Source organism: Microbacterium sp. KRD172, from assembly GCF_017168295.1.
In the GTDB taxonomy this organism is placed as follows: domain Bacteria; phylum Actinomycetota; class Actinomycetes; order Actinomycetales; family Microbacteriaceae; genus Microbacterium; species Microbacterium profundi.
In genome coordinates, this window is the sequence record NZ_JABFAS010000002.1 from 972,859 (window position 1) to 990,726 (window position 17,868).

Consider the following 17,868-nt stretch of genomic DNA (forward strand, 5'->3'; position numbering starts at 1 on the left):
GGTGTCTGCGGTACGCCGTAGGCTGGAGCAGTGACCACAGCCCTGTACCGCCGCTACCGGCCCGAGAACTTCGGCGAGATGATCGGGCAGTCGCAGGTGACCGATCCGCTCATGACGGCTCTGCGCAGCGACCGCGTCGGTCACGCGTATCTGTTCTCCGGTCCTCGCGGCTGCGGAAAGACGACCTCCGCGCGCATCCTCGCCCGCTGCCTGAACTGCGCCGAGGGTCCGACGGACACCCCGTGTGGCACGTGCCCCAGCTGCGTGGAGCTCTCGCGCGCCGGCGGCGGATCGCTCGACGTCGTCGAGATCGACGCGGCCAGTCACAACGGCGTCGACGATGCGCGCGACCTGCGTGAGAGGGCGACTTTCGCCCCCAGTCGCGACCGCTTCAAGATCTTCATCCTCGACGAGGCGCACATGGTGACCCCGCAGGGCTTCAACGCCCTGCTGAAGCTCGTCGAAGAGCCGCCTGCGCACGTCAAGTTCATCTTCGCGACCACCGAGCCCGACAAGGTGCTCGGCACCATCCGCTCTCGCACGCACCACTATCCGTTCCGGCTCGTGCCGCCAGCGGCGATGCTCGAGTACGTCGAGAAGCTCTCCGCCGAAGAGGGCGTGAAGGTCGACAAGGGCGTGCTGCCGCTGGTCGTGCGCGCCGGTGGCGGATCTCCTCGTGACACGCTGTCGTTGCTCGACCAGCTCATCGCCGGCTCGGACGGCGACTCGGTCGCGTACGAGCGCGCGGTGTCGCTTCTCGGCTACACGCACGGCGCCCTGCTCGATGAGATCGTCGACGCGCTCGCCGCGGGCGATGCCGCTGCCGCCTTCCCTGCGATCGATCGAGTGGTGCAGACCGGGCAGGATCCGCGGCGCTTCGTCGACGATCTGCTCGAACGGCTGCGCGACCTCATCGTGATCGCCGCGGTCGGCGCAGGTGCCGGCGCGGTGCTGCGCGGCCTCGCTGAAGACGAGCTCGCACGCATGCGCACCCAGGCCACGGCTTTCGGTACCGCACGCCTCTCACGCACCGCCGATGTCGTGAGCGCAGCTCTCGACGACATGACCGGGGCGACCTCACCACGGCTGCACCTGGAACTCATGATCGCGCGAGTTCTGAACGCCGCGGGCGGTGGCGCTGCGGGCGGTGGCGGCTTCGACTCGCCAGGGCTCGCTCAGCCCGTTTCGTCTCCGGCGCCTTCGGCGCCTGCGCTCAACGACCCGCCGAGCGCTCCCACGGCTGCTCCTGCGGCTGCTCCTGCCGCGCCCGCCCCCGCCGCGCCCGCTCCTGCCGCTCCTGCCGCGCCCGCCCCCGCCACGTCCGCTCCTTCCACGTCCGCTCCTGCTGCCGGGGCCCCTTCGCGGGTCGTTGAGCGAGCCGAAGGCGAGACGAAACGCGTTGAGCGAGCAGAGCGAGTCGAAACGTCATCCGTCGCCGGGCCCGCAGCACCTGCCGAGCCGACCCCCGCCGCATCCGGCCCGGTCGACTTCGACCGCATCCGCTCGTCATGGCCCGCCATCCTCAAGCGACTCGAAGGCGTCAGCCGCACCGCATGGCTGACGGTCACGACCGTGCAGCCGCTCGATTACGCCACAGAGTCCGAAGTGCTGACGCTCGGCTTCGCGAGTCCGCAGGATGTCAAGGCGTTCAAGGGATCCACGCCCGGTCCCGGTCCGTCAGACCACCTGCGCACGGCGATCGAGCAGGAACTCGGCGTGCGGGTGAAGTACCTCCCGAAGCCGCTGCCGCCGGTGGCGTCGTCCGAATCAGCCGCCCCAGAACCCGAGCGCCCCGCTCCAGCCGCGCCGGCTCCTGCCGCATCGACGCCGGTGACCGAATGGGCGGTCGCGTCGATCCCCAGCGCAGAGCCGCAGTCGATCGCACGCCCGCTCCCGGTCGACGAGGAGCCGGCGGACGTCGAGTCCGCGGCAACCGCGCCGCTGCCGCCGCAGGACGGCGCGATCGACCAGGACATTCCGCCGTTGCCCGACGATGCGGATGCGCCGGACGACGCCGACGCCCCTGATGAGGAACCGCCGTACGAACCGCCGGCGCGATTCCCCTCAGCGTCGGCGCCTTCGCAGCCCACGCCACCGGCCCAGGCCTCGGCCGCGCAGCCGGCCACGCCGGCTGCCGTGACGCCGCAGCGCTCCGCTCCTGTCAGCACCGAGCGTGCCGCGGGCGGCGTGCAGCGCTACGGCGAAGCCGTGATCCGTCAGGTGCTCGGCGCGACGTTCGTGCGCGAAGAGCCGTATGAGCCGCCGACGAGGTTCGCCTGATGTACGACGGCATCGTTCAGGAACTCATCGACGAATTCGGCCGGCTACCAGGCATCGGCCCGAAGTCGGCGCAGCGCATCACCTTCCATATCCTGCAGACACCGACGTTCGACGTCGCCCGGCTCGCCGAGCTGCTCACCGACGTCCGAGAGCGCGTGCGCTTCTGCGAGATCTGCGGCAATGTCTCCGAGCAGGATCGCTGCACGATCTGCCGCGATCCTCGTCGCAACCCCGCGCTGATCTGCGTCGTCGAAGACGCCAAGGACGTCTCCGCGATCGAGCGCACCCGCGAGTTCCGCGGCCTCTATCACGTGCTCGGCGGGGCCATCAGCCCGATCGCCGGCGTCGGGCCCGACGACCTGCGCATCACGCAGTTGATGTCGCGTCTCGCCGACGGCACCGTGCAGGAGGTCATCCTCGCTACGAACCCCAACCTCGAGGGCGAGGCGACCGCCAGCTACCTCAGCCGTCTGCTGACCACGATGCAGATCACGGTGTCGCGCCTCGCATCCGGTCTCCCGGTGGGCGGCGACCTCGAATACGCCGACGAGGTCACGCTCGGCCGCGCCTTCGAAGGTCGACGGACGTTGTGAGCGTCCTCGCGGCTGTCGTCATCGCCGCGGCAGCGGCCGGATGAACCCCGGCGGAGGCTTCACGCGAAGAGGCTGGATCCTCTTCGCGATCGTGGCCTTCGTGTGGGGCATCACCTACCTCTTCATCAAGGAGGCGGTGCAGTCGTTCACCCCGCCGGCCGTCGTCGCCGGACGCACGCTGCTGGGCGGACTCATCCTGCTGCCCTTCGCGATCCGCAGCGGGGCGCTGAAGGCGGCCTGGCGGCACTGGCCGTGGGTACTCGCATTCGGACTGGTCGAGATGGCGGGTCCGTTCCTGCTGCTCAGCCACGCCGAGACGCAGCTGCCCTCAGGGGTCACCGGGCTGCTCGTCGCGACCGTGCCGCTGTTCGCGGTCATCATCGCGCTGCTGCGGGGCGACCGGACCGTGCTCGCGCCAGTGCGCCTGGGCGGACTTCTGCTCGGCTTCATCGGTGTCGCAATCGTCGTGGCCGGACCCGGGCTGTTCCCGCACGGTCAGGCCAGCGTCTTCGCGATCGGCGAGATCCTGCTCACTGCGCTGCTGTACGCCATCGCGCCGTTCATCATCGTCCACAAGCTCGCAGACGTCCCCTCGATCGGCACCATCACGCTCGCACTGTTCGCGATCGGCCTCGGCTACCTGCCTGCCGCGCTTCTCACGCAGCACGAGGTGCCGACGATCCGTTCGACGGTGTCGCTGGTGCTGCTCGGTGTCATCTGCACGGCGGTCGCGTTCATCGCCTTCTTCGCGCTGATCCGCGAAGTCGGACCGGTGCGAGCGCCCCTGTTCACCTACATCAACCCCGTCGTCGCGATCGTGCTCGGAGCGATCGTCCTCTCCGAGCCGGTGACCCCTGGGCTGCTCATCGGCTTTCCCGTGATCCTCGCCGGATGCTGGTTCGCCGCGACGGGCGGGCGCCTTCGCGCCCGCCCTCCGGTCATGCCCGACGGATCGCCTTCCGCAGGCTGAGCAGCGCGGGAAGCGGTGCGGGAAACAGCGTCAGAAGTCACGTCTTCAGCCCGATCGCCGCTTCCAGGAACGGGATCCATCGAATGATCGATCTTGCCGTCCGGCATCCCGCGCGAGATAGAGGGAGAATCGGATCATGTCCGAGCTGACCGTCGCAGATCCCCTGAGGGGTCGGATGCTGCGGTCCGCGCGCTTCGCGTTGCACCTGATCACGGTGCTGCTGGCTGTCGTGACGGCATTCCGCGCCGCGGCGGTGGGCGTGCCGCTGCTGCCCGCTCTGATGCTGCCGGGAATCTTCCTCGGCTGGTACGGCGCAGGGGCGGCGTTCGCCAGCGGGCGCTTCGCCCGCTGGTGGCTGTTCGGTCTCGGCGCCATTTGGTTCGTCATGCTCGCAGTCTCCGCCGAGTTCGTGTGGTTGTCGTTCCCGCTGCTGCTGCTCGCCGGGCATCTGCTGCGCGCATGGGCGTCGATCGCGTTCGCCGTGCCGGTGCTGGCCGCGGCGATCCTCGCGCCGATCCTGCATCAGTCATCGATCACGTTCGCGCACATCGCCGGTCCTCTGCTCGGCGGCGGGTTCGCGCTCGCGATCTCGCTCGGCTACGACGCGTTGCTGCGCGATGCGGTCGAGCGCGACCGGCTCATCGCGTCGCTGGTGCGTGCCCGAGACGAGATGGCCGCCTTGCAGGAGGAACTCGCGCAGACTCAGCGAGAGGCCGGCGCGACGCACGAGCGCACCCGGCTCGCCCGCGACCTGCACGACACGATCGCCCAGGAGCTCAGCTCGATGGCGATACTGGCGCGCAGCGAGGATGTCGAGCGGATGCCGCAGATCGAATCCCTCGCTCAGCACTCGTTGACCGACCTGCGCCGCATCGTCGCAGCCCTCGCGCCGGCGGAACTGGAAGGATCGGCGCTCGCGGCGGCGATCGAGCGGATGCTGGACGCCCTGCGCTCCGACACGGGTATCGACGTCTCGCTCGAGATCGACCCTGCCCTGTCCGCACTGCCCACGCCGGTCGAGGTGGTGTTCCTGCGCGTCGCACAATCCGCGCTCGCGAACGTGCGCCAGCATTCCGACGCCAACGCCGTGCGCGTCGGACTCGCGATGGCCGAAGGATCTGCGCGGCTGACCGTGGCGGATGACGGCGTGGGATTCTCAGAGCCCGCGGCCGCGCCGGGCGGATCGTCGTACGGTCTCTCCGCGATGCGCTCACGGTTGCACGAGTTCGCCGGCGACCTCCAGGTGCGCTCTGCGACAGGGGAGGGGACGGTCCTCATCGCTTCGGTTCCGGTCTCCGCGGTTCCGGTCTCCTCCGTCCCCGGGGAGGCGCAGGCATGAGCATCCGCGTGCTGCTGATCGACGATCACCCGGTCGTGCGGGCCGGCCTGCGCTCCATCGTCGAGTCGCGTGGTTTCACCGTCGTCGGGGAGGCCTCCACCGGCGAGGAAGCACTCGCAGTGACATCCGATCTGCGACCCGATGTCGTGCTGTGCGATCTACGGCTGGGAGCGGGCATCGACGGTGTCGAGACCACGGCGGCACTGCGGCGGATGCCGGATGCCCCCGCCGTGCTGATCCTCACGACCTTCGACCATGACGCGCAGATCATCCGTGCGCTCGAAGCCGGGGCCGCGGGCTATCTGCTCAAGGACGTCGACAACGACACGATCGCGCGCGCGATCATCGACGCGGCATCCGGTGCCATGGTGCTCACCCCCGGAGGTGACGAACGCCTGATCGCCGCGCTGCGTGCCCCGCGCGTGACACTCACCGAACGCGAACGCGATGTGCTGATGCAGGTGGACGAGGGAGCCGCGAACAAGGAGATCGCCGCACGGCTGTTCATCTCCGAGTCCACGGTCAAGACCCACATCGTGCACCTGCTCGAGAAGCTGGGGGTCGCCAGCCGCACGGCCGCCGCGAGTGAGGCACGCCGGCTCGGCCTGCTCTGAAGACTGCGAGAGCGTCACATGCGCTGAGTGGAATACGCGTCGAAAGTACAATGGCCGTGGGCGGATCTGCCCGAGATCCCTGGGAGTGTACGTTGGCCCTCATTGTGCAGAAGTACGGCGGCTCATCCGTCGCCGACGCCGAGAGCATCAAACGCGTCGCCAAGCGCATCGTCGACGCGCGTCGCGCCGGCAACGATGTCGTCGTCGCCGTGAGTGCGATGGGCGACACCACAGACGAGCTGCTCGAACTCGCGAACGAAGTCGCCCCGATTCCCGCGCCCCGCGAGATGGACATGCTGCTGAGCAGCGGGGAGCGCATCTCGATGGCTCTGCTGGCGATGGCGATCCACTCCATGGGGTTCGATGCGCGCTCGTTCACCGGCAGCCAGGCCGGCATGATCACCGATGACCACCACGGGTCGGCGCGCATCGTCGATGTCACCCCGATCCGCCTGCGCGAGGCTCTGGACGAGGGCGCGATCGTGATCGTCGCCGGCTTCCAGGGGTTCAACCGCGACACCCGCGACATCACCACTCTCGGACGCGGCGGCTCTGACACCACCGCTGTCGCGCTCGCCGCAGCTCTCGACGCCGACGTCTGCGAGATCTACAGCGACGTCGACGGCATCTACACAGCTGACCCGCGCGTCATCCCGCGTGCGCAGAAGCTCGATCACGTCTCCAGCGAGGAGATGCTCGAGCTCGCTGCGAACGGAGCGAAGGTGCTCTACATCCGCGCCGTCGAGTTCGCACGCCGTCACGGCGTGCTCATCCACGCACGCTCGACGTTCTCATCGAGCGAAGGCACATACGTTCTGGGCGAGGGCATGAAGAACCCTCGCGAAGCCGAGGGAGAAGTCATGGAAGAGCCGATCGTCGCCGGTGTCGCCACCGAACTGGGGCAGGCCAAGATCACCGTCGTCGGCGTGCCGGACGTTCCGGGGAAAGCGGCCGAGATCTTCAAGATCGTCGCCAAATCCGGTGCGAACGTCGACATGATCGTGCAGAACGTCTCGGTGGCTGCGACCGGTCGTGCCGACATCTCGTTCACGCTGCCGAAGGGCGATGCCGCCACGGCGCTCAAGGCTCTCGCGGCCGAGCAGTCGGACGTCGGTTTCGACAGCCTCATCCACGACGACCAGATCGGCAAGCTCTCGGTCGTCGGTGCCGGCATGCGGGTGCACTCCGGCGTCTCCGCGACGCTGTTCGAGGCACTGTCGACCGCGGGCATCAACATCGAGATGATCTCGACCTCCGAGATCCGCATCTCGGTGGTGCTGCGCGGCTCTGACCTCGCCGACGCGGCCCGCATCGTGCACACCGCGTACGGTCTCGACGGTGAGGACGACGCCGTCGTCCATGCCGGCACCGGCCGCTGAGACCCGCGATAGACTCGCCCAAACCCCGTAGGAAGAGCCTTTCATGACCCGTATCTCCGATTCAGGACATTCCGTCGCCATCGTCGGCGCCACCGGCCAGGTGGGCACCGTGATGCGAGAGATCCTCGCGGAGCGGTCATTCCCGATCCGCGAGCTGCGGCTGTTCTCGTCCGCTCGTTCCGCCGGCAAGACCATCGAGTTCGCCGGCGTGGACGTCGTCGTCGAGGACGTCGAGACGGCCGATGCCACGGGCATCGAGATCGCGCTCTTCTCGGCTGGTGCCACGGCGAGCCGTGCGTATGCGGAGCGCTTCGCCGCCGCCGGTGCCGTCGTGATCGACAACTCCAGCGCCTGGCGGAACGATCCAGAGGTCCCGCTCGTGGTCAGCGAGGTGAACCCGCATGCGATCGATGAGCGGCCCAAGGGCATCATCGCCAACCCGAACTGCACGACCATGGCAGTGATGCCCGTTCTCAAGCCGCTGGCGCTCGAAGCAGGTCTCGAGCGACTCATCGTCAGCACCTACCAGGCGGTCTCCGGTTCCGGCCTCGCCGGTGCGCAGGAACTGCTCGGTCAGGTCGAGGCGGCGCTCGCGCAGGGCGACGTCCTGCAGCTCGTGCACGACGGCTCGGCGATCGAGTTCCCCGCGCCGGAGAAGTACGTCGCACCCATCGCGTTCGACGTCATCCCGCTTGCGGGCTCCATCGTCGACGACGGCTTCAACGAGACCGACGAGGAGAAGAAGCTCCGCAACGAGAGCCGCAAGATCCTCGAGCTGCCCGATCTCCGTGTGGCCGGAACCTGTGTACGCGTTCCGGTCTTCACCGGGCACTCGCTGTCCATCCACGCAGAGTTCTCGCGCGACATCACGCCGCAGCGCGCGGCCGAGGTGCTCGCAGCGGCTCCCGGCGTCGAGCTGGACGAGGTCCCGACGCCGCTGAAGGCCGCAGGCAGCGATCCGAGCTATGTCGGTCGCATCCGCGCCGATCAGTCCGCGCCCGAGAACAAGGGGCTCGTGCTGTTCATCAGCAACGACAACCTCCGCAAGGGGGCGGCGCTCAACGCGGTCCAGATCGCCGAGATCGTCGGCGCTCGTCTCACCGTCGCGGCGTAGCCGCTCAGGGAGCCCGGCGTGGTTCGCGGTGCGCGGCGTGCGAACTAGACTGGTCCGGTGACTGAATCCGTCGACGTCGTCCTCATCGGTGGTGGCATCATGAGCGCCACACTGGGCACTCTGCTGCACGAACTCCAGCCAGACTGGAAGATCGTCGCCTTCGAGCGACTCTCTGATGTCGCCCAGGAGAGCTCCAACCCCTGGAACAACGCAGGCACCGGCCATGCCGCGCTCTGCGAACTGAACTACATGCCGAAGAACGACGGCGGGCCCTTGGATCCGGCCAAGGCCGTCTCGATCAACGAGCAGTTCCAGCAGAGCCGCCAGTTCTGGTCCTCGCTGGTGGAAAAGGGCGTGCTCGATGAGCCCTCGACGTTCATCAACGCCACCCCGCACATGACATTCGTGCGCGGCGAGAAGGATGTCGCCTACCTCAAGGCGCGCTACGAGGTGCTCAAGAAGCAGCCGCTGTTCGAGGGCATCGAGTACAGCGAGGACTCCCGCGTCATCAACCAGTGGGCGCCCCTGCTGATGCAGAAGCGACGCAAGGGCGAGCCGTTCGCGGCGACCAGGGTTCCGGCAGGCACCGATGTCGACTTCGGCGCGCTGACACACCAGCTCTTCGATCATCTCGCGGCCAGCGGCGTGGAGTTGCGCACGAACCAAGAGGTGCGAAAGCTCAAGAAGCAGACGGACGGCAGCTGGAAGGTCTCGTATCAGCGGGCGCTGGGACGCACGCCAGGCGAGCTCAACGCGAAGTTCGTGTTCGTCGGCGCGGGCGGCTGGGCATTGAAGATGCTGCAGCGTTCCGGCATCCCCGAGATCAAGGGCTACGGCGTCTTCCCGATCGGCGGGCAGTTCCTCAAGACCACCAACCCCGCCATCGTCGCGCAGCACAAGGCGAAGGTCTACTCCCAGGCATCCGTCGGCGCTCCGCCGATGTCAGTGCCGCACCTGGACACGCGTGTCGTCGACGGCGAGGCATCTCTGCTTTTCGGCCCGTTCGCGACGTTCAGCCCGAAGTTCCTCAAGAACGGCTCGATGTTCGACATCGTCAGCCAGGTGCGCACCCACAACCTCTGGCCGATGCTGCGGGTGGCCTTCGCCAACCCCGACCTGATCACGTACCTGGTCGGCGAGCTGCTGAAGAACCACCGCAAGAAGGTCGACGGCCTCCGCGTCTTCATGCCCACGGCCAAGGACGAGGACTGGTCGCTCATCGATGCCGGCCAGCGGGCGCAGGTCATGAAGAAGGATGCCGAGAAGGGCGGGGTGCTGCAGTTCGGCACCGAGGTCGTCTCTGCTGCCGACGGTTCGATCGCAGGGCTGCTCGGCGCATCGCCCGGAGCGTCGACCGCGGTCCCGATCATGCTCAGCCTGTTGAAGACCTGCTTCCCCGAGCAGTACGCCGGATGGGAGCCCGCGCTGCGCGAGCTGATCCCGACGTACGGGCAGAAGCTGAACGAGAACGAGGCCGCGGCGGACGAGTCGATGACAGCGACGGCGGCCGCGCTCGGCATCTCGAGGTAGCAGCGCACCGTGGCGAAGCTGTACTTCCGCTACGGGGCGATGAACTCCGGTAAGTCGACAGCACTGCTGCAGGCCGCGTACAACTACGAGGAGCGCGGACAACACGTGCTTCTCGCGAAGCCGGCGATCGACACCAAGGGCGCGAGCCAGGTGGAGAGCCGACTCGGCATGACCCGCGAGGTCGATTTCCTGATCCCGCCCGACGGTGACGCCCGCGCGCTGTTCCAGCGTGAACGCGAGCGGATGCGGCAGCGCAACGACGAGGGGTTGATCCCCGGCGAGCCCATCGATGTGGCGTGCCTGCTCGTCGATGAGGCGCAGTTCCTCACACCTGCGCAGATCGATGATCTGTTCCGGATCGCGGTGGTCGACGGCATCCCGGTGATGGCCTACGGAATCCGCAACGACTTCCTGACGCATGCCTTTCCCGGGTCTGCGCGGCTGCTCGCCATCGCGCACTCGCTCGAGGAGCTCAAGACGATCTGCCGCTGCGGCCGCAAGGCCGTCTTCAACGGGCGGGTGATCAACGGCCGCTTCGTGTTCGACGGCGATCAGGTCGCGATCGACGAGGGCGCGGCTGCCGGTGCGCCGGCCGATGTCGTCACCTATGAGTCACTGTGCGGCGACTGCTACCTGCAGGAATCCGGCGGGCGCCTGGGCTGAGCCGCATCGCGTTTGTGTGGTCAGACCACGCGATGTACGCTGTGGTCAGACCACAGGAGGTGTCGTGACGGAACGGGCATGGGAGACGGTGCTCGAGCGTATCGAGCACGACCTGCTCGACGGTCGAATCGGTCCAGGTGACCGGCTTCGATCAGAGCGGGATCTCTCCGCCGACCTCGGCGTCGGCCGCTCCAGCGTCCGCGAGGCGCTGCGCGTGCTCGAGGTCATGGGCCTGATCCGCACGGCGACCGGTTCAGGGCCGCAGGCAGGCGCGATCGTGATCGCGACGCCCTCCGGTGGCATGTCAGCGTTGCTGCGTCTTCAGGTGGCCGCACAGGGCTTCGCTCTGGCAGACGTCGTGCGCACCCGTCTCGTGCTCGAGGACGCCGTCGTGTCCGACCTCGCATCGAACCCCGCGCGCGACACCGGCGCCGCGCACCGGATGCTCGACGCGATGGATGCCGAGGGACTCACGACCGGCGAGTTCCTCGCGCTCGACGCACAGATGCATCTTGCGCTGGCCGAGTCCAGCGGCAACACCGTGATCGCCGCGATGATGGCGGGACTGCGCACATCCATCGAGTCGTACGTGCTCACCGGCTCCGCATCCATCGACGACTGGGATGCGATGGCGATCCGGCTGCGGCACGAGCACCGTGCACTGATCGCTGCGATCGACGGGGGAGACGCGGAGTCAGCGCGCACCCTCGTCCATGACCACATCACCGGCTACTACACCGCGGCCGGTCTCACCGCCGATCGTCCCACCCACTGAAAGGAAGAGGCCCATGGTCACCCGCCAGGTACCCAAGCCCTCGGAGCTCCTCGAGCTCATGAAGTTCAAGAAGCCGGAGCTGGACGGACGCAAGCGCCGCCTCGACGCGGCCCTCACGATCGGCGACCTGCGCACGATTGCGAAGCGCCGCACACCCAAGGCTGCGTTCGACTACACCGACGGCGCCGCGGAGGGCGAGCTGTCGCTGACGCGCGCGCGACAGGCGTTCCAGGACGTGGAGTTCCACCCTGGCATCTTCAAGCCGGCGCCCGACGTCGACACTTCGGTCGACATCCTCGGCGGGCCGAGCGCCTTGCCCTTCGGCATCGCTCCGACCGGCTTCACCCGTCTCATGCAGACCGAGGGCGAAGAAGCCGGCGCGGGCGCAGCAGCGGCCGCCGGCATCCCGTTCACGCTCTCCACGCTCGGCACCACGTCGATCGAGGGCGTGAAAGCGGCGACCCTTCGAGAGCGGCAGGGACCGATCCCCGGACGCAACTGGTTCCAGTTGTACGTCATGCGCGACCGCGAGATCTCCTACGAGCTCACCCGTCGCGCTGCTGGCGCGGGATTCGACACTCTGCAGTTCACGGTCGACACCCCGGTCGCCGGCGCGCGTCTGCGCGACAAGCGCAACGGATTCTCGATCCCGCCGCAGCTCACGCTCGGTACGATCGTCAATGCGATTCCCCGCCCCTGGTGGTGGTGGGACTTCCTCACCACGCCGAAGCTCGAGTTCGCCTCCCTCAGCACCACGGGTGGCACGGTCGGTGAACTGCTGGATGCTGCGATGGACCCGACGATCAGCTACGACGACCTGGCCGTCATCCGCGACCTGTGGCCGGGCAAGATCGTCATCAAGGGCGTGCAGAACGTCGAGGACTCGGTGCGACTGCGCGATGCCGGCGTCGACGGCATCGTGCTGTCGAATCACGGCGGTCGTCAGCTCGACCGGGCGCCCATCCCCTTCCATCTGCTGCCGAACGTCCGCAAGGAGGTCGGCGACGATTTCACCGTCATGGTCGACACCGGCATCATGAACGGCGCCGACATCGTGGCATCCGTCGCTCTCGGTGCAGACTTCACCCTCATCGGGCGCGCGTACCTGTACGGGCTGATGGCGGGCGGACGCCAGGGCGTGGATCGCACGATCGCCATCCTGCGCACCGAGATCGAGCGCACCATGCGTCTGCTCGGCGTCGCGTCCCTCGCCGAGCTCGAGCCCGGGCATGTGACGCAGCTCACGCGACTCGTGCCGGTGTCGGGTTGAGCTTCGTCGACGCGCGCTACAGCGTGGGGATCAGCGCGTCCAGTTCGGTCGTCGTGTGCTCCCACCCGGTGACGGCGATCGAACGGACGCCGAGCGCCTTGACCGGATAGTCGTTGCCGCCCTCGTCGAGGCGATCGCCGTAGAACAGCATGTCACTCAGCGGGATGCCGGTGTGCTCGGCGAGAGCCTTCATACCGTGCGCCTTGTCGATGCCCGCGAGGGTGATGTCGATCGAGGTCGAACCGCCAGAGCGCACCTCGAGTTCAGGAAGACGAGCCGCCACCGCAGCACGCAGCAGCCCGCGCTTGGCGCCGGTCGGATCCCATGCCTGCTTCGCCTCGTGCGGGGCCTTCTGCCCGAGCGCCGAGAAGGTGATCTGCGAGCCGCGGTCCTCGAGGATCTCGCCCCAGGGGTTCTGCTCCCACAGTCCGAGGCGTTCCGCCTCTTCACGAAGCGCCTTCAGTGCGGCGGACTTCTGCTCGTCCGAGAGGTCGTGCGCGTACACGGTGTCGAACCCGACGCCGTCGTGGCGGAGGTACCGTGTGCCGCACGTCGGCAGCAGATGCAGGCGGCCGAGATCCGTCGCATCGGCATCGCCGAGCTGAGAGATCACCTGAGTGCGGAACTGCTGTTCGTTACCGCCGGAGATGATCGCGACGTCCACGCGGCGCAGGAGCTCGAGCAACTGAGTGGCGATCCGAGGATCGATGGCGCTCTTGGACGGAGCGAGGGTGTCATCGAGGTCGAATGCGACGAGGCGGGGAGTGGTCATGATGTCTCCAGCGTAGGCGAGCGAGGCGAGGCATTCGTTCCGGCCACGAAGTGAAGAAGGCCGCCCCGGTGGGACGGCCTTCTTGCAACAGTGGTCGGGGTGACAGGATTTGAACCTGCGGCCTCTTCGTCCCGAACGAAGCGCGCTACCAAGCTGCGCCACACCCCGTTGCAACCGTTTGAGTCTACAGGGAAACGGGCGCTGCGCCGAATCGACGCTCTCTCATCTCACGCGGGCGTGTCCCGCGCCGTGAGCGTCAGGAGAGTCGTCTCCGGACGGCAGGCGAAGCGTACCGGAGCGTAGATCGAGTGGCCGCAGCCGGCGCTGACGTTCAGCGGGATGCTGCGTCCGTCGTGCGTCCAGGTGCTGAGGCCCTTGGCCTGCTTCAGCGGGATGTCGCAGTTCGCGACCAGCGTGCCGAAACCGGGCAGGCAGACCTGGCCGCCGTGCGTGTGCCCGCCGAAGATCGCCTGCGCGCCGAGGTCGGTGAACGTGTTGAGCACGCGCTGGTACGGCGCATGCGTGACACCCAGCAGGGGAGCGTTCTCATCACGAGCACCGAGTGACTCGATGGCAGCCGGCACGGCCTCGAGCTCGTCCCAGTCGCGGTGCGCGTCGTCGACGCCGAACAGGTCGACGTCGGTGCCGGCGACCTTCAGCCGCGCGGCCGTGTTGTTGAGATCGGTCCAGCCGAGCTCATCGATGAAGTACGCGTCGAGCGCATCCGTGTCGAGGTGCTCAGGCTCCTGGTGGCGTTTCGAAGGCCCGGCGAAGTAACGCAGCGGATTGCGCGGCGAGGGCCCGTAGACATCGTTCGAGCCGTGCACGAACACGCCCGGGATGCCCGCGAACGCGTCGAAAGAGCGACGGATGCCCTGCAGGCCGTCGCGGTGACCGAGATTGTCGCCGGTGTTGACGATGAGGTCGGGCTCCAGTTCGGCGAGCGACGAGAGCCAGTCCTGCTTGCGGTGCTGCCACGGTGCCATATGGGCATCGGAGACGTGCAGGATCCGGATCGACGGCGACCCCGGGGGCAGAGCCTTGACTGAGGCCTCCCTGACGGTGAACAGGTAGCGCTCGATGCCGATGCCCCATACCGCGCAGGCGGCGCCGACGGCCCCCACCGCGCCGAGCGCGATGAGGGCCGGGTGGGCGGTGCGCTGACCCGCTACGAGCACTTGACTGTCACTGCAGTCGACTTCTTAGTGGCGGTTCCGGCTGCAGGGGTGGTGCTCGTCACCGTCTTCTTGTCGTCGTCGTCACCGGCGGAGCATGACGCATGCGGGGTCACTGAGGTGAAACCGGCGGCCTTGAGCGCTTCGACGGCATCAGCGAGCCCCTGTCCGGCGACGTCGGGAACCGTCGCACCCTGTCCGTTGCTCGGCGAGATCGTGACAGTGGCGCCGCTGGATGTCTGACCTGCACCAGGATCCTGCGCGGCGACGATGCCCTCGGCAGCATCACTGTCGACGGGGGCACCGACGTTCACCGAGAAGCCCGCACCCTCGAGCGTCGCAGTCGCGTCCGCCACGCTCTGGCCGACGACGCTGGGCAGATCGACCAGCACCCGGCGGGTGAGGTTGTTGTCCGGCGGGGGGAACTCGTCGCCGCCGCCGAGTACGGCGTTCGCTGCGGCCTGCATATCGCGGGCGACGGCGTAGCGGATGTTCTGCAGCTGGTTGTCGTTGTACCACTCGTTCCAGATGTTCGCGTCGCCCTCGGTGCGGCCGATGTACACGGCAGATGCTGCTTTGGTGCTGGCCTCGATCATCATCGTCGCGTATGTCTGGTGCGAGCCGGTCTTTCCGATGAGGGGCGTGCCGTCGAACGGGTTGGCGTTCTGACCGGTACCACCGGAGTCCATGACTCCCTGAAGCGCATATGCAGCAGTGGCCGCGACCTCAGGAGAGATGACCTGCGAGCATGACGTCTCGGGGATGGGCTGCTCCTCGCCCTTCTGGTTGACCACCCGGTCGATCGCCTTCGGCTCGCAGTAGACGCCCTTGTTGGCGACGGTGGCATAAGCGCCGGCCATATCGAGCGGTGCGATGTACTTGTCCCCGAGGACGTTGTAAGGCAGGTTGGTGTCCGTCGTCTTCGCGACCTTCTGGTTATCGGGGTCCCAGGTCGTGACCCCCATGCGATCGGCGACGGCGTTGATGTCGCAGATCTCCAGCTTGGATGCCATGGCGAAGTAACCCGAGTTGAGCGAGTCCTTCGTGAAGCGCATCGGGGTGCCGTAGTAGCCGGGATTGTTGTTGAAGTTGTTGACCTCGCTGGTATCGACGGGTTGCGTCTGCCCGTCGCATACGTTCATCTTCAACGTCTGGTGGCGGCCGTTGATCGATTCGTTGACGGAGCGCCCGGTCTCGAGCCAGTCGATCAGCGTGAACAACTTGTACGTCGATCCGACCGGGAACCCTGCGGATCCGCCGTGGGCGTAGTCCGCGGCGTACACAAGACTCGAGAACGCCTGATCGTCGGTCGGAGTCTCCTTGAAGGTCGTGTTCTGCGTGATCGCGAGGATTCGCCCTGTGGCGGGTTCGATCGTGACACCGGCACCGCCGAAGTACTGGTTGTCGTAGTTCGCCGGCACCCGGTCCTTGAGGGCTGCCACGGCAGGGTCCTGAATGCGCAGATCCAGCGAGGTGTAGATATCCAGGCCGTCGCGCTGAAGCGCCTTCACGCGCTCTTCAGCACTCTCCCCGAAAGCCGGGTCGTTGCGAACCACGCTCTCGACGTACTTGCAGAAATAGGCGTTGTTCTGGGCGGCTGCGCACCCCTGCGCCGGCGCATTCAGTGCCGGGACGATCGGCTCCTCGAGCGCCGCGGCATGCTGCGCTTCGGTGATCTTGCCGTCTGCGTACATGCGATTGATGACGTAGTCGCGGCGCACCTTCGTCAGCGAATAGCCGTCTTCCTTGCTGTTCACCGCGTTACCGGCGTCGTCGGTGGCGGAACCACCCTCCTTGTCGATGCGGTACCGGTTCGGATTCTGCACGATGCCGGCGAGCGTTGCCGCCTGCGCGATCGTCAGATTCGATGCGCTGGCACTGAAGTAGTAGTTCGCGGCTGCCTCGATGCCGTAGACAGTGCCGCCGAAGCTGGCGATGTTGAGGTAGCCGAGCAGGATCTCGTTCTTCGAGTAGTCCTTCTCGATCTGGATGGCGTAGCGCATCTCCTGCAGCTTGCGTTCGATGCCGTCGGTTCCACGGGCGTTGGTCGCGTCCAGCCAGCACTGGGCGGTCTTGTCCGCGTAGTTCTTGTCGCCGGGCAGCACCTTCTGCTCGCACTGCTGCACGAGCACGTTCTTCACGTATTGCTGGCTGATCGTGGATGCGCCGCGTGACGATGTGCCGCGCACGTTGTCGATCAGGGCCTTCGCCGTCGCCCCGAGGTTCACGCCGCCGTGCTCGTAGTAGCCCTTGTCTTCACTGGAGAGGATGGCGTCGTACATGATCGGGGAGATCTGGTCGAACTCCACCTGCGTGCGGTTCTGATCGAAGAACGTCGCCATCTGCACAGGCTGGCCGTCATAGCCGATCGCGTAGAACTTGCTCGGTTCCATCGGTGCGTCCGGCTTCAGGTACGACGGCAGGTTCTCGAACAGATCGAGGGCTTGGGATCCGGCGGCTCCGGCGACGGCGAGCGCGGGCGTGACCGTCGCGGTCACCAGGATCCCGGCGACAGCGCTGAGCCCGATCAGACCGAGAAGGCCGCCGAGCACGCCTTTCGCCGTGCGATTCTTCTGAGGCATACGCTAGATCGTAGGGGAGTTCCCTGAATACCGCCTTTGACGCTCGACGTGTCGACCGTCTCTGACCGCAGGAGTGCCATGACCACGTGGGAGTACCTCACCACCCCGCTGCTGATCCACAACACCGCCGCGATCCTCAACAACTGGGGAAAGCAGGGCTGGGAGCTCGTGCAGGTCGTCCAAGGACCTGAAGGAGGCCTCGTCGCCTACTTCAAGCGACCCGTGTCGCAGGACGGGTCGAACAGTGCGGGCCTCGCGGCTGCAGCGCAGGCGTCGCGCCAGTTCGATGGCGGTGCCGCATGAGCATCGCAGCACGGCTGAGTGAGCTCGGGATAGAGCTGCCCGACGTGGCCGCCCCCGTAGCGGCCTACGTCCCCGCCATCGTGCACGCCGGACTCGTCTATACCTCCGGTCAGCTGCCGTTCGCATCCGGTGCGCTGCCCGCGATCGGAAAGGTCGGCGTAGAAGTCACCGCTGACGATGCCAAGGTCTACGCGCGCACCTGCGCGCTGAACGCTCTCGCCGCAGCAGCCGCCGCCGCAGGCGGGCTGGAGAAGATCGGCGGCGTGCTGCGCGTCGGCGGCTTCGTCGCATCCGATCCGGCCTTCACCGGCCAGCCCGGCGTCATCAACGGGGCGAGCGACGTGCTCGGCGAGATATTCGGCGACGCCGGACAGCACGTACGCGCCGCAGTCGGCGTCGCCGTGCTGCCTCTGGACAGCCCCGTCGAGGTCGAGGTGACCTTCACCCTCGCCTGAGCATTTCGTCTCTACGCGAAGAAGGTCCCCGCACCGTGAGTGCGGGGACCTTCT

The 17,868-nt window shown here is 67.3% G+C and carries 16 protein-coding genes and 1 tRNA gene; 13 read left to right on the forward strand and 4 right to left on the reverse strand.

Going from position 1 to position 17,868, the window contains the following annotated elements:
• Positions 1 to 30: 30 nt before the first annotated feature.
• From J1M43_RS04970 to J1M43_RS05020, 11 genes are all read left to right on the forward strand, one after another.
• Positions 31 to 2,280, forward strand: coding sequence for a DNA polymerase III subunit gamma and tau (locus J1M43_RS04970; protein WP_206476105.1), 2,250 nt, complete (start codon positions 31 to 33; stop codon positions 2,278 to 2,280).
• On the forward strand, positions 2,280 to 2,873 hold the full coding sequence (recR, locus tag J1M43_RS04975; RefSeq protein WP_033106606.1) for a recombination mediator RecR: 594 nt from the start codon (positions 2,280 to 2,282) through the stop codon (positions 2,871 to 2,873). The genes J1M43_RS04970 and recR overlap by 1 nt, the downstream gene beginning before the upstream one ends.
• Positions 2,874 to 2,913: 40 nt before the next feature.
• Complete coding sequence (locus tag J1M43_RS04980) at positions 2,914 to 3,843, forward strand: DMT family transporter (RefSeq protein ID WP_206476107.1); 930 nt, start codon at positions 2,914 to 2,916, stop codon at positions 3,841 to 3,843.
• 136 nt (positions 3,844 to 3,979) lie between these two features.
• The gene (locus J1M43_RS04985) at positions 3,980 to 5,182 is read left to right on the forward strand and encodes a sensor histidine kinase (RefSeq protein ID WP_206476108.1); all 1,203 of its coding nucleotides are present in this window, start codon (positions 3,980 to 3,982) and stop codon (positions 5,180 to 5,182) included.
• Positions 5,179 to 5,796, forward strand: coding sequence for a response regulator transcription factor (locus J1M43_RS04990; protein ID WP_033106608.1), 618 nt, complete (start codon positions 5,179 to 5,181; stop codon positions 5,794 to 5,796). Before J1M43_RS04985 ends, J1M43_RS04990 begins: the two co-directional genes overlap by 4 nt.
• A gap of 92 nt (positions 5,797 to 5,888) precedes the next feature.
• Complete coding sequence (locus tag J1M43_RS04995; RefSeq protein WP_033106917.1) at positions 5,889 to 7,175, forward strand: aspartate kinase; 1,287 nt, start codon at positions 5,889 to 5,891, stop codon at positions 7,173 to 7,175.
• Between the two features lie 43 nt (positions 7,176 to 7,218).
• A complete protein-coding gene (locus J1M43_RS05000; protein WP_033106609.1) occupies positions 7,219 to 8,289 on the forward strand; it encodes an aspartate-semialdehyde dehydrogenase in 1,071 nt (356 codons plus the stop codon).
• A gap of 99 nt (positions 8,290 to 8,388) precedes the next feature.
• Complete coding sequence (mqo, locus tag J1M43_RS05005) at positions 8,389 to 9,819, forward strand: malate dehydrogenase (quinone) (protein ID WP_234000803.1); 1,431 nt, start codon at positions 8,389 to 8,391, stop codon at positions 9,817 to 9,819.
• A gap of 9 nt (positions 9,820 to 9,828) precedes the next feature.
• The gene (locus J1M43_RS05010; protein WP_033106611.1) at positions 9,829 to 10,482 is read left to right on the forward strand and encodes a thymidine kinase; all 654 of its coding nucleotides are present in this window, start codon (positions 9,829 to 9,831) and stop codon (positions 10,480 to 10,482) included.
• Between the two features lie 64 nt (positions 10,483 to 10,546).
• The gene (locus tag J1M43_RS05015) at positions 10,547 to 11,257 is read left to right on the forward strand and encodes a FadR/GntR family transcriptional regulator (protein ID WP_033106612.1); all 711 of its coding nucleotides are present in this window, start codon (positions 10,547 to 10,549) and stop codon (positions 11,255 to 11,257) included.
• Positions 11,258 to 11,270: 13 nt separating this feature from the next.
• The gene (locus tag J1M43_RS05020; protein WP_033106613.1) at positions 11,271 to 12,527 is read left to right on the forward strand and encodes an alpha-hydroxy acid oxidase; all 1,257 of its coding nucleotides are present in this window, start codon (positions 11,271 to 11,273) and stop codon (positions 12,525 to 12,527) included.
• Positions 12,528 to 12,543: 16 nt separating this feature from the next.
• Here J1M43_RS05020 and J1M43_RS05025 read toward each other — a convergent pair whose 3' ends face one another.
• The 4 genes from J1M43_RS05025 to J1M43_RS05040 all read right to left on the reverse strand — a co-directional run bounded on the left by J1M43_RS05025 (position 12,544) and on the right by J1M43_RS05040 (position 17,056).
• Positions 12,544 to 13,299 carry an HAD-IIB family hydrolase gene (locus J1M43_RS05025; protein WP_033106614.1) on the reverse strand — a complete coding sequence of 252 codons (756 nt, stop codon included), beginning with the start codon at positions 13,297 to 13,299 and terminating at the stop codon, positions 12,544 to 12,546.
• A gap of 91 nt (positions 13,300 to 13,390) precedes the next feature.
• Positions 13,391 to 13,467 (reverse strand) — tRNA-Pro (locus tag J1M43_RS05030).
• Between the two features lie 59 nt (positions 13,468 to 13,526).
• The gene (locus tag J1M43_RS05035) at positions 13,527 to 14,477 is read right to left on the reverse strand and encodes a metallophosphoesterase (RefSeq protein ID WP_033106615.1); all 951 of its coding nucleotides are present in this window, start codon (positions 14,475 to 14,477) and stop codon (positions 13,527 to 13,529) included.
• Complete coding sequence (locus J1M43_RS05040; protein ID WP_206476110.1) at positions 14,468 to 17,056, reverse strand: penicillin-binding protein; 2,589 nt, start codon at positions 17,054 to 17,056, stop codon at positions 14,468 to 14,470. The genes J1M43_RS05035 and J1M43_RS05040 overlap by 10 nt, the downstream gene beginning before the upstream one ends.
• Positions 17,057 to 17,134: 78 nt before the next feature.
• Here J1M43_RS05040 and J1M43_RS05045 point away from each other — a divergent pair, with 78 nt between their 5' ends.
• Positions 17,135 to 17,359, forward strand: a complete 225-nt coding sequence (locus J1M43_RS05045) for a hypothetical protein (protein ID WP_033106617.1) — start codon at positions 17,135 to 17,137, stop codon at positions 17,357 to 17,359.
• Positions 17,356 to 17,814, forward strand: a complete 459-nt coding sequence (locus tag J1M43_RS05050) for a RidA family protein (RefSeq protein WP_033106618.1) — start codon at positions 17,356 to 17,358, stop codon at positions 17,812 to 17,814. Before J1M43_RS05045 ends, J1M43_RS05050 begins: the two co-directional genes overlap by 4 nt.
• The last annotated feature ends 54 nt before the right edge of the window (positions 17,815 to 17,868 follow it).